14 protein-coding genes are annotated in these 14332 nt (G+C 72.4%); 2 read left to right on the forward strand and 12 right to left on the reverse strand.

The window, feature by feature from the left end:
- Positions 1–25: 25 nt before the first annotated feature.
- Entirely contained in the window at positions 26–520 is a 495-nt protein-coding gene (locus U870_RS0106100; RefSeq protein ID WP_025156526.1) for a DUF805 domain-containing protein, read from the reverse strand.
- Positions 521–738: 218 nt separating this feature from the next.
- Here U870_RS0106100 and U870_RS0106105 point away from each other — a divergent pair, with 218 nt between their 5' ends.
- Complete coding sequence (locus U870_RS0106105) at positions 739–1332, forward strand: ScbR family autoregulator-binding transcription factor (RefSeq protein WP_025156527.1); 594 nt, start codon at positions 739–741, stop codon at positions 1330–1332.
- Positions 1333–1344: 12 nt separating this feature from the next.
- Here the strand turns inward: U870_RS0106105 and U870_RS0106110 are convergent, their stop codons facing one another.
- Positions 1345–2220 carry a LysR family transcriptional regulator gene (locus U870_RS0106110; RefSeq protein WP_025156528.1) on the reverse strand — a complete coding sequence of 292 codons (876 nt, stop codon included), beginning with the start codon at positions 2218–2220 and terminating at the stop codon, positions 1345–1347.
- A 224-nt stretch (positions 2221–2444) separates the two neighbouring features.
- On the opposite strand from U870_RS0106110, the gene U870_RS0106115 reads away from it, so the two are divergent.
- A complete protein-coding gene (locus U870_RS0106115; protein WP_025156529.1) occupies positions 2445–7238 on the forward strand; it encodes an ExeM/NucH family extracellular endonuclease in 4794 nt (1597 codons plus the stop codon).
- 183 nt (positions 7239–7421) lie between these two features.
- On the opposite strand, the gene U870_RS0106120 is transcribed toward U870_RS0106115, so the two are convergent.
- The 10 genes from U870_RS0106120 to U870_RS0106165 all read right to left on the reverse strand — a co-directional run bounded on the left by U870_RS0106120 (position 7422) and on the right by U870_RS0106165 (position 14297).
- A complete protein-coding gene (locus tag U870_RS0106120; RefSeq protein ID WP_025156530.1) occupies positions 7422–7727 on the reverse strand; it encodes a DUF2470 domain-containing protein in 306 nt (101 codons plus the stop codon).
- Between the two features lie 103 nt (positions 7728–7830).
- Positions 7831–8769 (reverse strand): NAD(P)-dependent alcohol dehydrogenase, encoded by a 939-nt coding sequence (locus tag U870_RS0106125; protein WP_025156531.1) that lies wholly within the window; start codon positions 8767–8769, stop codon positions 7831–7833.
- A gap of 20 nt (positions 8770–8789) precedes the next feature.
- On the reverse strand, positions 8790–9107 hold the full coding sequence (locus tag U870_RS0106130; RefSeq protein WP_240183640.1) for a helix-turn-helix transcriptional regulator: 318 nt from the start codon (positions 9105–9107) through the stop codon (positions 8790–8792).
- Positions 9002–9412, reverse strand: a complete 411-nt coding sequence (locus U870_RS0106135) for a hypothetical protein (protein WP_025156533.1) — start codon at positions 9410–9412, stop codon at positions 9002–9004. The genes U870_RS0106130 and U870_RS0106135 overlap by 106 nt, the downstream gene beginning before the upstream one ends.
- Before the next feature lie 157 nt (positions 9413–9569).
- The gene (locus U870_RS0106140; protein WP_029947266.1) at positions 9570–9857 is read right to left on the reverse strand and encodes a CHY zinc finger protein; all 288 of its coding nucleotides are present in this window, start codon (positions 9855–9857) and stop codon (positions 9570–9572) included.
- A 74-nt stretch (positions 9858–9931) separates the two neighbouring features.
- The gene (locus U870_RS0106145; RefSeq protein ID WP_025156535.1) at positions 9932–10528 is read right to left on the reverse strand and encodes a CbiQ family ECF transporter T component; all 597 of its coding nucleotides are present in this window, start codon (positions 10526–10528) and stop codon (positions 9932–9934) included.
- Positions 10522–11211 (reverse strand): energy-coupling factor ABC transporter ATP-binding protein, encoded by a 690-nt coding sequence (locus U870_RS0106150; protein WP_025156536.1) that lies wholly within the window; start codon positions 11209–11211, stop codon positions 10522–10524. The genes U870_RS0106145 and U870_RS0106150 overlap by 7 nt, the downstream gene beginning before the upstream one ends.
- Positions 11208–12377, reverse strand: a complete 1170-nt coding sequence (locus tag U870_RS0106155) for a thiolase family protein (protein ID WP_025156537.1) — start codon at positions 12375–12377, stop codon at positions 11208–11210. The genes U870_RS0106150 and U870_RS0106155 overlap by 4 nt, the downstream gene beginning before the upstream one ends.
- On the reverse strand, positions 12370–13578 hold the full coding sequence (locus tag U870_RS0106160; RefSeq protein WP_025156538.1) for a class I adenylate-forming enzyme family protein: 1209 nt from the start codon (positions 13576–13578) through the stop codon (positions 12370–12372). The genes U870_RS0106155 and U870_RS0106160 overlap by 8 nt, the downstream gene beginning before the upstream one ends.
- The gene (locus U870_RS0106165) at positions 13575–14297 is read right to left on the reverse strand and encodes a biotin transporter BioY (protein ID WP_025156539.1); all 723 of its coding nucleotides are present in this window, start codon (positions 14295–14297) and stop codon (positions 13575–13577) included. The genes U870_RS0106160 and U870_RS0106165 overlap by 4 nt, the downstream gene beginning before the upstream one ends.
- Positions 14298–14332: the final 35 nt, after the last annotated feature.

Below are 14332 nucleotides of genomic sequence, written 5' to 3' on the forward strand. Positions count from 1 at the left end.
GGCGAGCCTCGCCGAGCCGTTCCCGCTAGGCGCGGGGACGGTCGAAGCGGGCGCCCTCCGGATTGGAGGGCAGCAGGGTGAAGATGAAGACGAGGATCGCCCCGACGAACGGGATGAGCACCAAGAAGTAGAACGGGCCGGCGAAGTTCGCGTCGTGCAAGCGACGCCAGACGAGGGCGAGCCACGGCACGACTGTTGCGACGAACCAGATCAGCGAGATCACGGTCGACACCCAGAAGCCGGCGCCGAACGAGACGTTGCCCGATGAGTCGATGTTCGCGGCCGAGCCGCCGAACACGAGCCCGATGATCTGGATGACCGCGTTCACGATCACGAAGAACAGGTACGCCCACCAGAACTCGCTGCGGCTGGCGCGCCCGCTGAAGTCGGCGTACTTGCTGAAGAAACGCTTGACCGCCGCGCCGAAGGACGCTCCATAGAGCGGCGCCCAGAGCGGGACGGCGTCGGCGGCGGGAGTGGGGACGGGCGGTGCGGGCTGTGCAGGGTTCTCGTAGCTCATGACGATTCCTCTCTGGATGCAGCGCTCGGGAGGGATGCCGACATCCCCCTCGCCGCGCGGCCGGCGGGTCGGTGCCGGGCGCGCATAGTCAAGCGCATCCCCGCCCCGATTCGAGGGATCTGTGACGCGGCGTGTCCGTCGTGGCCCCCGTTCCGGGGAGGTACAGTTGCCGCCGGGGGCCGTGCTGTTCGTCTCGCTCACAGGAGGACCCCCACCGCATGCCACGCCAGGAGCGCGCCGAGCGAAGCCGCGCCGAGATCCTCGACGCCGCGGCCCTCGAGTTCGATGCCCACGGGTACGCCGGCGCCCGACTCGACCGCATCATCGACCGCACCCAGCTGACCAAGGGTGCCGTCTACTTCCACTTCCGGTCCAAGCGCGATCTCGCCGAGGCGCTGGTGTCGGAGAAGCTCGGCGCCTGGCCGGTGATCGTCCAGGAGGTCGCTGACGCCGGGCTGAGCGGCGTCGCCGCCGCGCGCGAGACGACACGTCGCGTCGCCGAGGTGCTCGCCACCGACGCCCGGGTCCGTGCGGCGATGAAGCTGACCCAGACCGTGCTGCCGCCCGCGGCGGACGACGACCCGTACGTGCGCTGGGCGGTACTGATCGGCGACGTCCTCGCCCGGGCGGCCGAGGCCGGCGACATGCCGGAGGGGTCCGACCCGCAGGCGGTGGCGACGGTCGCCGTGCAGGCGTTCTTCGGCGCCTACATGATCGCGGACGAGCGCGGGAGGCTCGACGGCCTCGTCGCGGACGCCGACCGCATCTGGGACGTCCTCATGGGGTCCACGACAGGAGAGACCGGGAACTGAGGTCCCGGACGCTCACTCCAGCGGGCCGAGCTCCTCGCGCACGAACCGGGCGAACTGCGCCGCCGCCGCCGACTCCGAGCGCGTGCGGTTGCGGGCCAGTCCGATCACCCGCGTCGCCTCATCGGTGAGCGGGACCGCGACGATGCCCGCCTCGGCGGGGGTGTCGGGGATGAGCGCGATGCCGACGCCGTCGCGCACCAGCGCCCGGAGCGTCGCGAGCTCGGTCACCTCGATCACCGGTGCCATCACGACGCCGTGGGCGGAGAAGTAGGCGTCGGCGATGTGGCGCAGGCCGGAGCCCGGTCGCAGTGAGACCAGCTCGTACGGGGTGAGGTCGTCGACCGTGACCTGCTCCTGCTCGGCGAGAGGATGGCCGAGCGGCACTCCCACCACCAGACGCTCCGCGGTCAGCGGGTGCCATTCGATCTCCGGGTCGCGCGGGTCGGGGCTGAGGAAGGCGACGTCGGACGACCCTTCCCGCAGCGCGTCGAGCACGGTGTCGGCCGTACCGCCGCGCAGGACGAACCGGATGTCGGGGAACAGCGCCCGGTAGTCGCTCACGATCCGGGGGATGAGCCAGCCGCCGAAGGAGGAGACGTACGCGATCGAGACGATCCCCGCGGCGGGATCGCGCAGCGCCGCGATACGGGCACGGGCGTTCTCGAGCTCCATCTCGGCGCGCGCCGCGTGGGCGAGCAGGATCTCGCCGTACTGGTTCAGCTCGAGGTGGCCGCGGCGGCGATCCAGAAGCTCGACGCCGGCCTCGGCCTCCAGTCGCGCCAGCGAGCGCGAGAGCGTCGACTGCGAGACGCCGAGCGACTCCGCCGCGAGCGCCAGATGTCCCTCGGCCGCCAGCGCCCGGAAGTGGGCGATCTCGTCGATCCGCATGTGACCCATCATGGCGCACACCCGGCCCGGGCGGCCGGTCCGGCAAACGACGAACGCCACCCGTGCACGGGTGATCGAACCCGACCACCCCCGAACACTGCTCAAATGAGCGGTCTACCCCCGAACGAGTTTTCTGTACGTTCACACAAGAGACAGAGTCCCGACGATCGTGGTTCCTACTCTGACCGTCGGATCCATCCCACTTCCACCGACCAGGGAGAACAATGTCAATCAGGAATGGCAGGGTGTGGCGCGCCGCCACGGCTGCGATCGTGGGGGCCGGGCTCGCAGCCGGCGCCCTCGTCGCGACGCCGGCGTTCGCCAGCACCGACGGCACGGGTGTCGTCATCAACGAGGCGTACCTCTCCGGCGGCAGCGCCGGCGCGGCCTACACGAACAAGTTCGTGGAGCTGTACAACCCGGGCGACGCCGCCGTCAGCCTCAGCGGCTGGAGCGTGCAGTACCGCTCCGCGACCAGCACCGGCGCCGCGAACGGCGTCGTGCCGCTGACCGGCTCCATCGCCGCCAGGGGCTACTACCTCGTCGCGGGAGGCTCGAACGGCACCACCGGCGCCGCCCTCCCGACGCCCGACGTCGCCAGCAACGCGCTGAACCCCAGCGGCACCACCGGCACCCTGATCCTCTCCAACGCCTCCTCCGCACTCACCCTCCCGGCGGGCTCCGTCACGGGCGCGTCCGGCGTGGTCGACCTGCTCGGCTACGGCACCTCGAACACGTTCGAGAAGGCCAAGGCTCCCGCGCCCTCCGCCAACACCGACGTCAAGTCGTTGAACCGCACCGCGTTCACCGACACCGACGACAACAGCGCCGACTTCACCCTGAGCGCGACCATCACGCCGCAGAACTCGGCGACCACCCCGGGAGGCGGCACGACCGATCCCGGCGAGGGCACCGACCCCGGCACCGGGACCGACCCCGGGCCTCCGGGCGATGCGATCGCCATCTCCGAGATCCAGGGAACCGGTGACACCAGCCCGAAGGCGGGCCAGACCGTCACCACCGTCGGCGTCGTCACCGCGCAGTACGCGACCGGCGGCTTCAACGGGTTCTACATCCAGACCCCCGGCACGGGCGGCGCCGTCGACCTCGCCACCCACACCGCCTCCGACGCGGTCTTCGTCTACGGCTCCTCCTACGCCGCCTCGGTCGCCGCCGGCGATTACGTGCAGGTGACCGGAGCCGTCAGCGAGTTCAACGGCCTCACCGAGATCACCGCCTCGAAGGTCGACAAGCTCGACGCGAGCACCGTCACCGCCCCGACCCCCGCCACGGTCGGCCTCCCGGCCACCGACGCGCAGCGCGAGAGCCTCGAGGGCATGCTGATCGCCCCGCAGGGCGCCTTCACCGTCACCGACACGTACTCGACGAACCAGTACGGCGAGATCGGCCTGGCCGCCGGCGAGACCGCGCTGCTGCAGCCGACCGACGTCGCACGCCCCGGCACCGCGGAGTACACCGCCGCCGTCGCCGACGTGAAGGCCCGCGGCGTCATCCTCGACGACGGAGCCTCCACCAACTTCCTCAGCGCGGCCAACAAGTCCAAGCCGTTGCCGTACCTGTCGCTGACCGCCCCGGTCCGCGTCGGCGCCCCGGTCACGTTCACGAAGCCGGTGGTCCTCGACTACCGCAACAACGCGTGGAAGTTCCAGCCGACCGCCGAGCTGACCCCGGCGAACGCCGCCACCGTCCAGCCGGCCACCTTCGCCAATACCCGCACCGCGGCACCGGAGAACGTGGGCGGCGACCTCAAGCTCGCCACCTTCAACGTGCTGAATTACTTCACCACGACGGGCGACCAGCTGAGCGGCTGCACCTTCTACACCGACCGCGACGGCAACAAGATCACGGTCAACAGCGGATGCGACGCCCGCGGCGCCGCCGACGCGACCAACCTCAAGCGCCAGCAGGACAAGATCGTCGCCGCGATCAACGGACTGACCGCCGACGTCGTCTCCCTCGAGGAGATCGAGAACTCGGCACGCTTCGGCCAGGACCGCGACGATGCGCTGAAGACCCTCGTCGCCGCGCTCAACGCCGCGGCGGGCAGCGAGGTCTGGGCGTACGTGAAGTCGCCGTCGACCGTGCCGTCCTCCGAAGACGTCATCCGCACCGCCTTCATCTACAAGAAGGCCGTCGCCGAGCCCGTCGGCGCCTCCCGCATCCTGGACGACGCGGCGTTCTCGAACGCCCGCCAGCCGCTCGCGCAGGCCTTCAAGAAGGTCGGGGCGAAGGACGCGAACGCCTTCATCGCCATCGTGAACCACTTCAAGTCGAAGGGGTCCGGCACGGGCGCCGACGCGGACCAGGGTGACGGCCAGGGCGCCTCCAACGCCTCCCGCGTCAAGCAGGCGAAGGCGCTGGTCGCGTTCGCCGACGAGCGCAAGGCCACCCTCGGCCTCGACAAGGTACTCCTGATCGGCGACTTCAACGCGTACCTGCAGGAGGACCCGATCAGGGTCCTCACCGACGCCGGCTACGTGGACCAGGTCAGCACCCGCACGAGCAAGCACACGTACTCGTTCGGCGGCACGGTCGGCTCCCTCGACCACGTGTTCGCGTCTCCTGCGGCCAACGCCGCGATCACGGGCGCGGACGTGTGGAACATCAACTCGGGCGAGTCCATCGCACTGGAGTACAGCCGGTACAACTACAACGTCACGAACTTCTACGCCGCCGACCCGTACCGGTCGAGCGACCACGACCCGATCGTGGTGGGCCTCGGCCTCGCCGCGAAGCCGGTGACGCTGAACCTGCTGAACATCAACGACTTCCACGGGCGCATCGACGCCAACACCGTGAAGTTCGCCGGCACGATCGAGAAGCTCCGCGCGGAGGGCGGCGAGGGCAACACCCTCTTCCTCTCCGACGGTGACAACATCGGCGCCTCCCTGTTCGCCTCGGCCTCGGCCGGCGACATCCCGACCATCGACGTGCTGAACGCGCTCGGCCTCAAGACCAGCGCGGTGGGCAACCACGAGTTCGACAAGGGCTTCTCCGACCTGACCGGCCGGGTGAAGGACGCGGCGGACTTCAGCTACCTCGGCGCCAACGTCTACAAGAAGGGCACCAAGGACCCGGCTCTGCCCGAGTACGCGGTGTTCGACGTGAACGGCATCAAGGTCGGCGTCATCGGCGCCGTCACGCAGGAGACCCCGACCCTCGTCTCGCCGGGCGGCATCTCGACGCTCGACTTCGGCGACCCGGTGGAGGCCGTCAACCGCGTGGCGAACCAGCTCACCGACGGTGACGCCTCCAACGGCGAGGCCGACGTGATCGTGGCCGAGTACCACGAGGGTGCCGGAGCGGGAACGCCGGACGGTGCGACGCTCGAGCAGGAGGTCGCCGCCGGCGGTGCGTTCGCCGACATCGTCACCAAGACGAGCGCGAAGGTCTCGGCGATCTTCACGGGCCACACGCACAAGCAGTACGCGTGGGACGCCCCGGTCCCGGGTGTCGAGGGCGCGACGCGTCCCGTCGTCCAGACCGGCAGCTACGGCGAGAACATCGGCCAGGTCACGCTGACCGTCGACCCAGAGACCGACACGGTCACCGCCCACACCCTCCGCAACGTCGCCCGCACCACGGACGCCGACGCGGACCTGGTGGCGGCGTACCCGCGGGTCGCGCAGGTCAAGACGATCGTCGACAAGGCGCTCGCCGACGCGGCGGTCATCGGCAACCAGAAGATCGGCTCCGTCACGAAGGACATCACGACGGCGTACGCCGGCGGCCTCCGCGACGACCGCGCGAGCGAATCCACGCTGGGCAACCTCGTCGCCGACTCGCTGCTGTCGACCCTCTCGCCCGCGGAACTCGGCGGCGCCGAGATCGGCGTGGTGAACCCGGGCGGCCTGCGCGCCGACCTGCTGTACGGCACCGACGGCTCCATCACCTACGCGCAGGCGAACGCCGTGCTGCCGTTCGTGAACAACCTCTGGACGACGACCCTCACGGGCGCGCAGTTCAAGCAGGCGCTGGAGCAGCAGTGGCAGACGAACGCCGACGGCACCGTGCCGAGCCGGCCGTTCCTCAACCTCGGCCTGTCGAAGAACGTCAGCTACACGTACGACGCCTCTCGAGCCGCCGGCGACCGCGTCACGAGCATCCTCGTGAACGGCGCGCCGATCGACCCGGCGAAGTCGTACCGGATCGGCTCGTTCTCGTTCCTGATCCAGGGCGGTGACAACTTCCGCGCCTTCGCGGCCGGGAAGGACACCAAGGACTCCGGTCTCATCGACCGGGACGCCTGGATCAGCTACCTGCAGAACACCAGCCCGGTGTCGCCGAGCTTCGCCCGCCGCGGCGTGGCCGTCAGCGGCGCGCCGACCGACACCCTGCAGCGCGGCCAGCAGGTCTCCTTCACCGTCTCGAAGCTGAACCTGACCTCCCTCGGCAGCCCGGCGAACACCTCGCTGAAGCTCTCGTGGACGGGCAGCGGTACCGACCTGGGCAGCGTCCCGGTCGACGCCAACGGCAGCGCGACCGTCACGTTCACCGTCCCGGCCGACGCCGCGGGCGCCGGCACCCTGGTGCTGACCGCACCGGAGTCGGGCACCACCGTCACGGTGGCGCTGAAGGTCGCGGACAAGCCGGTGGAGAACCCGAAGCCGACGAAGGACCCGAAGGCCGCCAAGGAGTCGGCTCTCACGAAGGCGCTCTTCGGCACGATCACCCTCGACAAGACCAGCTACAAAGCGGGCGACCCGGTCCAGGTGACCGTGGACAAGAAGCTCGCCGGCCAGTGGGTCTCCGTCTGGGTGTACTCCTCGCCGAAGAACATCTCGAGCGGCTGGGTGCAGGTGCCGGCGAACGGCGTCCTGAAGCTGACCCTGCCGACCAAGCTCGACAAGGGCGACCACAAGCTCTCCGTGCAGAACGCGTCGAACGACGTGGTCGGCTGGAGCGCCTTCCAGGTGAAGTCCTCCGGCGGCGGTTGGTGGGACTGGATCTGCGACCTCGCCTGGCTGTGGAACTGGTTCCACAAGCTGTTCGGCTGATCCGCTGATCCTGTTCGGCTGATCCGCTGATGCGCTGATCCGCTGATCCGCTGACGACGGCCGCCCGGCATCCCGCCGGGCGGCCGTCGCTGCGTGCCCGCGCCCCTCCCTCGGCGATCGAGGCGGCGAGAAGTGCACGGAAAACCACCGAGGCGGCGAACTATCCGCCGCCTCGCCGCGGGGTCAGTGCGGGCGCGGCTCCACGCCCAGGCGGCGGCAGGACTCGTCGTAGAGCGCGACCACTTCGCGGCGCACCTCGGGACGCTCGCTGATCGGGCCGCCGGGCCACGGCACGCGCACCGCGGCGGTCGAGCCGTCGGCCAGCTCCACGCGCCAGTCGCCGCCATCTCCGTCGAATCCGGTCATCTCCGCGGCGACCGCCTCCGGCCGCCCGAAGGCCCGCACGATCAGGAGGTTGTCCCCTGTGTGGTCGGCGTTCATGTGCCCGAGCACGCCCGCCAGGGCCGCCTCGTCAAACCGGTGCGTCATTCCTCCACCCTAGATGCACCCTCCCGCCACCGCCGAGTCCGCAGAAAATGGGGTCGAAACCGCCGAGTCCGCAGAGAATCCGTGGACTCGAGGGCCGCGTGACTCAGAGCCGGACGACCACTTTGCCGCGGGCGCGGCCGGCACCGACGCGGGCGACGGCGGCGCCGGTCTCGTCGAGGTCGTGGACCGCGTCGAGGGTCGGGCGCAGCGTGCCGGCCGCCGCCAGCCGGGCCACCTCGGTGAGGTCGGCCGCGGTGTCGCGGGAGAGCAGCCCCACGAGCCGCTGCCGCGCGAACGCGTTGCGCAGCGCGGCGGCGGCGACGCGGTCCGTCCCGCCCAGGAGGCGGCCGCCCGTCCCGCCGACCAGCACGAGCGCGCCGGCCGGCGAGAGGATGCGCCGCAGCGCGGCCAGCGGGCGGTCCCCGGCGGTGTCGATGATCGCATCCCACACGCGCGGGAGCGCGAGCACGTCCGTCGTCGTGTAGTCGACGGTCTCGGCCGCGCCGAGCCCGCGGACGAACGCCGTCTTCGGTCCGCTGCACACTCCGGTGACGTGTGCGCCCGCGGCCACCGCGAGCTGCACCGCGTAGTGGCCGACGCCGCCGGCCGCGCCGAGGACCAGCACGCCGTCTCCCGGTCGCAGCCCTGCCGCGCGCACGGCCTGCAGGGCGGTGACGGCCGACACCGGCAGGGCAGCGGCCTCCTCGAACCCGAGCGCGTCCGGGAGCGGCACGAGAGCCGACCGCGGCACGGCGGCGTATTCGGCCAGCGTCCCCGGTGCCGCGCCGAACACGCGCTCTCCCGTCTCCGCGATCTCGCCGGCGAAGGCGAGCCCGCGCACGCGCGCCTTCGGGCCGCGGAACCCCATCCCGATCACCCGCATCAGGAGCGGCTCACCGGTCGTCAGATGCCAGGTGCCCGCGTCGATGCCGGCGGCGCGCACCCGCACCAGGGCCTCGTCCGGGCCGGGCGTCGGCACCGGGATGGTCGAGACACGCAGCGCCTCCGGTGGGCCGTAGGCGCTCTGCACGATTGCTCGCATGGTGTCCACGCTCGCTCCTCTCATGACTCGGGGTACTGGAAGACGTCGTCGAGCGGGACCCCGAAGACCCGCGCGATCTGGAAAGCCAGCTCGAGCGACGGCGAGTAGCGGCCCTGCTCGATGGCGATGACGGTCTGCCGCGTGACGCCGATCCGGTCGGCGAGGGCGGCCTGGGTCATCTCGTCCGCCGCGAAGCGCAGCACGCGGATGCGGTTGGTCACACGCGTGGGCTTCACCATGCGGGCAGCCCCGTCCGGTAGGCGACGAGGGAGGCGGCGGACCCGACGACCGCGGAGAGCACGAAGCCGAGGTAGACGGCGTTCGCGATCCAGAACCACGGGGCCTCCAGGAGCGCCAGCACCAGGGCGGCGACGGCGCCGAGCACGACGAACGCCTGTCCGACGCGATCCCCGAACGCCTTGACCTCGCGGTCGCGCTGGTCCCGCTCCCTCGACTCCCGCGGGCGGGCGATCGAGAGGCCGATGCGCGCCAGGATGTTGACGACGATCGCGCCGCCCACCGTCCAGAGGAGCAGTGCTCCGTACGGGCCCGCTCCGAACGCCGCCAGCAGCACCACGTACGTTCCGTACCCGAGCACGGCCGTGGTGAGGAACACCCACGCGTTCTTCTCGTCGAAGGACATCATCCACCTCGCATGTCAACAAAACTAGACATCCCCAAGCTACCCACCCCTCCCCTCCATGTCAAGAATTCTTGACACCCATAGTTCTCAAACCGCCGAGTACGCAGAAAGTGGGGCCCGAATCGCCGAGTACGCAGAGAATTCGTGGACTCGGCCGTCAGGCGAAGTAGAGGGAGCGGTGGAGTTTGCAGCCGGGGTTGAAGGGGGCGCGGCAGGCGAGGCAGGAGTCGACGGCCAGGTACGCGCCCACGGTCAGCTCGGCGCCGCAGACGCCGCAGAGCACGGCGCGCTCGTCGTCGGAGCCGGCGGGCCACGGTCGCGCGGGATGGTCGGCCGTCTCCGCGTGGCACAGGTGGCACGGGTAGTACTCGCCGCAGCACGCGAATCGGATCGCGATCACGTCGAGCGCGGTGCGGTAGTGGATGCACCGGGTCTGGTCGTCCACGGTCGGACCGAGGACACGCGGCCGACCCCGGCCGGCGGACCTTGCCTCCCCGCCGCCCACCGCCTCCCCGCCGCTCACCGCACGCCCCGCGCGGTCAGCGCGTCACCGAGCTGGTCGGCGTGCTTGAGCGCGACGACGAGGAACGGCACCGCGAACAGGCGGAGGCTCGCCCGCCCGCCGCGGGCGCGCTGGGCCTCGCGCACATCGTGGGCGAGGCGGGCGAGGACCGGGAGCGTGCTGAGGGTGACCGTCAGCAGCAGGGCCGCCCGCTGCGGGTCGAGGCGCAGGCGGGCGAGGGGGGCGAGGCCGCGCTCGATGGCGTCGAGCAGGGCGGTGACCCGGGTGGTCAGCACCAGCAGGGACGCAAGTACGACCGCGGCCGTCACGCGCGCGGTGTTCGCCACGGCGGGTTCCACCCCGAGGAAGATCAGCTGCCCGACGATCGTCATGACGACCACCCAGCGCACCGCGACGACCTGCCGGCCCAGCTCCGGGAGGCCGAGCCCCGCCACGAGGTAGGCGACCACGCACACCGCGCTCGCCGCCGCGGCCGTCCACCACACCGACGGCAGCAGGGAGACCGCCAGCACGAGCGCCAGCAGCACCAGTGCCTTCGGCCCGGCGGGCATGCGGTGCAGGAGGCCGTCGCCGGGCCGGTAGAGCGTCACCATCGGATGCTCGCCTCGTACTCGGCCACGACCTCGGCGGGCGTCCCGACGCCGGCGATGCGGCCGTCCGCGAACAGCACGGCGGCGTCGCAGCGCTCCGCGAGGGCGAGGTCGTGCGTGACGAGCACCAGCCGGTGGCCGTGCTCCTCCGCGAACAGATGGTCGGCGACCCGGCGGGCATTGCGGGCGTCCAGGTAGGCGGTCGGCTCGTCGGCGATCACCAGGCCGGGGGTGCGGATGAACGCGCCGCAGAGGGCGAGCAACTGCTTCTGACCGCCGGAGAGGTCGTGCGACGAGTGCTCGGCGAGTGCGGTCAGTCCGAACCGGTCGAGCGCGCGCACGACCCGCTCGGCGGCCTCTGCGCGCGGCAGCTTCTGCGCGCGCAGCGAGAAGGCGACGTCCTCGGCGACGGTCGGCAGCACGATCTGGGCGTCCGGGTTGCTGAACACCACGGCGACACGTCGGCGCAGGTCGGCCGCCTGCGCGACCGGGTCGAGGCCGAGCACGCTCACCGATCCGGCTGTCGGGGGAGTGAGTCCGCCGAGGAGCCGGGCGAAGGTGGACTTGCCGGAGCCGTTCTCGCCGATCACCGCGATGGTGCGGGCGTCCAGGTCGAGTGTGACGTCGTGCAGGATGTCGGCGTCGCCGAGCCGGACCGAGACCGCGTCGAGCCGGATGCCGGTCATCGGACGACCTCCAGCACCATCGCCACGCCGAGCCCGCCGCCGACGGAGGCCGCGGCCACCCCGATGGTCCCGGCGGGCGCGCCGCGGCGGACGAGCCGACTGAACAGGCGGACCACGCTCACCGCTCCGCTCGCACCCCACGGGTGACCGAGGGCGAGCGCTCCGCCGTCCGCGCAGACCCGCTCGTCGTCGTCGGCGAGGCCGAGCCGGTCGAGCACCGCGAGGCTCGGTGCGGCGAAGGCCTCCACGATCTCGAACGCCGCGACGTCGTCGACGCGGAGCCCGGCGCGCCCCAGGGCGGCGAGCACGGCCGGAGCGGCGCCGATCCCGGGCTGGGCCGGGTCGCACCCGACGACCGCGTGCGCCCGCACGGCGAGCCCCGAAGCGGCCGCGTCGCCGCCGGGGAGCACCACGACCGCGGCCGCCCCGTCCCCGATCCGCGTCGCCGTCCCGGCGGTCAGCGTCCCGCCCGGGAACAGCGGGGGCAGCCGGGGCAGCAGGCGTTCGGCGCCGCCGATCGCGTCGTCCGCGGTCATCCCGGCGAGGGGGACGATCTCGTCGGCGAACCGTCCCGCCACCAGCGCCGCGCGTGCGCGGGCGTGGCTGCGGGCGGCGTGCGCGTCCTGGCGCGAGCGCGGGATACCGTCGTGGCGCGCGAGGTCCTCCGCGGCCCGTGTCATATCCGGGTCGGGCCAGCCGTCGGGTGCGAACGCCGCGCGGTCGTAGGCGACCCCGTCCACCGAACGCGTGGGCGCGGTGGAGGCGCTCTCGACGCCGCCGGCCACGCGGGGCCGTTCGTCGCCGGCCCGGATCGCACAGACGGCGTCGATCACGGCCGCCAGCCCGCTCCCGCACTGCCGGTCGACGGTCGATCCGGGAACGTCGGGTCCGAGGCCGGCGGCGAGGGCGGAGACCCGCGCGGGATTGCCGCCCGGGCCCATGCAATTGCCGAGCACCACGTCGGCGATGCCGAGCCCGGAGCCGGAGCCGGAGCCGGAGCCGGAGCCGAAGTCGAGTGCCGCGGCACGCTCCCGGCCGGCCGCGGCCTCCCGCAGCACCGCACGGATGACGGGGGCGGCCAGCTCCTCCACCCGCAGCCCGGCGAGCGCGCGGCCGCGGGTGCCGATGGGCGTGCGCCGGGCAGCGACGATCACGGGGTCAGCCAAGACGGTCCACCTCCCCGGCGATGGCGCGGCGGGCGGTCTCGGCGCGCGCGGGCTTGCCCGAGGAGGTGCGCGGCAGCGACGCCGTGAACCACTGCCGCGGTCGATGGGCGGGGGCGAGCTGGTCCTGCGCGGCCGCGCGCAGCTCGCCGAGGCGGGGAGCGTGGTCCTCCTCGGGCTCGATCACGGCGGCGACGAGCGCGCCGACCCGCTCGCGCGGCAGAGCGAACACGACGGCGTCACGGACGCCGGGAACGGTGCGCAGCACGGCCTCCACCTCCTCGGGGACCACGGTCGCCGACGCGCTCAGGATAGCGTCGTCGGCACGTCCGAGCAGTCGCAGCCGCCCGTCCACGAGCTCGGCGCGGTCGCCGACGGTCAGCCAGTCCCCGTCGCGGCGCAGTGGCCCGGCGACCGTGGCGGCAGGGTCGCCGCTCAGATAACCGAGCGCACCGTACGGTGTCCGCACCCAGAGCTCGCCGTCGCGGATGCGCACCTCGACCCCGGGGAAGGCCCGCAGGCCGTCTCCGGTGTCGATCGCCACGAAGGACAGCTCGGCGGCTCCGTAGTAGGAGGTGACGCGGATCCCGGCGCTCTCCGCGCGTGCACGCAGAGCGGGATCGAGGTGCGATCCGCCGACGAGTGCGGCGCGGAGGTGCGGAGGCGCCCCGGCATCCAGCATGGCGCGGAGCGCGTGCGGCGTGCCGTGGAAGCAGGTCGCCGCCGCGGCCTCGCCGCTGGTGAGAACGTGCTCACGGGGGAGGAGGGGGCGCGGGCCGCCGTCAAGGGCGTGGGCGAGGGAGAACAACGTCAAGGAAGACGCCGGAGGTGCGGGCAGTGCGACGGCATCCGCTGTGGCGGTGCCGTCCGCGCCGGTTCCCAGCAGGTCGGCGATCGCGGCGAACGAGTCGGCCCACGAGGCGGCCGTGCGCTGCACGATGCGCGGAGTCCCGGCGCTGCCGGAGGTGAGCGTCGCCCAAGCCGCGTCGGGATGCGGCGTCGATGTCGCGACGGCCTCGAGCAGCGCCCGCCAGTGAGGCTCCGGGGTGCGGTCGTCGCCCACGAGCGGGATGTCGCCCCGGGCGCGGATCGCGCGCACCTCGTCGAACAGGGTGCGCGCCGGACCCCGCAGCGGGACGACCCGGCGGCCGGCGGCGGAACCGGTCGCGGGGTCCGCCGCGGGGTGAGCGCGGTCGTCCGTCACGGGGTCGGCTCGAGCGAGGTCTCCGTCGCAGGAGTCGCGGGACCGGCGGGAGCTGCGGGACCGGCGGGAGTCGCGGGACCGGCGGGAGCGGAGGGCGCGACCGCCCGGTCCGACCTCCACGTGCGCCGGAACGCGCGCGGGTACGCCCGCACCAGTGTGGTGACGATGATCGTCGCGAGTGCGGCCTTCACCAGGTCGCCCGGGACGAACACCAGGCTCGTGAGGGCGGTCTCCGCGAGAGGCAGGCGGGTCACGAGGCTCTGCACAGGGATGCCGACCGCGTAGATGACGAGGATGCCGCCGACGATCGTCCCGAGCAGGGTGCGCCACCACACCGGCTTGCGACCGGCCGCGTGGACGATCAGGCCGATCACCAGGGCGCCGACGATCCAGCCGAGCGCGTATCCCGCAGACGGGCCGAGGAAGACCCCGATCCCGCCGCGTCCGCCGGCGAGCAGCGGCAGTCCCGCGGCGACGAGCGCGAGCAGCACCGCCATCGAGAGCGCACCGAGCCACGGGCCCAGGATGGCGCCTGCCAGCATCACGCCCAGTGTCTGCGCGGTGATCGGCACTCCGGCGAAGAGGGTGAACCCGCCGGGCAGTCCGAGCACGGCCACGATCGCGGCGAAGACCGCGACGCGCGCGAGGTCCGTCGCATCGAGGCGGCGGGTGCGGCGCGCGACGGGACCGCCGGGGGTGGAGACGGGGGAGTTGGTCATGATCGGATTCCTCACCTGAACACTGTTCACCTGAA

Origin of the sequence: Leifsonia aquatica H1aii, from assembly GCF_000633535.1 — a bacterium.
GTDB classification, from domain to species: Bacteria; Actinomycetota; Actinomycetes; order Actinomycetales; family Microbacteriaceae; genus Leifsonia; species Leifsonia aquatica_A.

Coding starts and splice junctions, on each gene's coding strand:
- U870_RS0106100 (WP_025156526.1), bottom strand. CDS start 520: ATGAGCTACGAGAACCCTGCACAGCCCGCACCGCCCGTCCCCACTCCC.
- U870_RS0106105 (WP_025156527.1), top strand. CDS start 739: ATGCCACGCCAGGAGCGCGCCGAGCGAAGCCGCGCCGAGATCCTCGAC.
- U870_RS0106110 (WP_025156528.1), bottom strand. CDS start 2,220: ATGCGGATCGACGAGATCGCCCACTTCCGGGCGCTGGCGGCCGAGGGA.
- U870_RS0106115 (WP_025156529.1), top strand. CDS start 2,445: ATGTCAATCAGGAATGGCAGGGTGTGGCGCGCCGCCACGGCTGCGATC.
- U870_RS0106120 (WP_025156530.1), bottom strand. CDS start 7,727: ATGACGCACCGGTTTGACGAGGCGGCCCTGGCGGGCGTGCTCGGGCAC.
- U870_RS0106125 (WP_025156531.1), bottom strand. CDS start 8,769: ATGCGAGCAATCGTGCAGAGCGCCTACGGCCCACCGGAGGCGCTGCGT.
- U870_RS0106135 (WP_025156533.1), bottom strand. CDS start 9,412: ATGTCCTTCGACGAGAAGAACGCGTGGGTGTTCCTCACCACGGCCGTG.
- U870_RS0106145 (WP_025156535.1), bottom strand. CDS start 10,528: ATGGTGACGCTCTACCGGCCCGGCGACGGCCTCCTGCACCGCATGCCC.
- U870_RS0106150 (WP_025156536.1), bottom strand. CDS start 11,211: ATGACCGGCATCCGGCTCGACGCGGTCTCGGTCCGGCTCGGCGACGCC.
- U870_RS0106165 (WP_025156539.1), bottom strand. CDS start 14,297: ATGACCAACTCCCCCGTCTCCACCCCCGGCGGTCCCGTCGCGCGCCGC.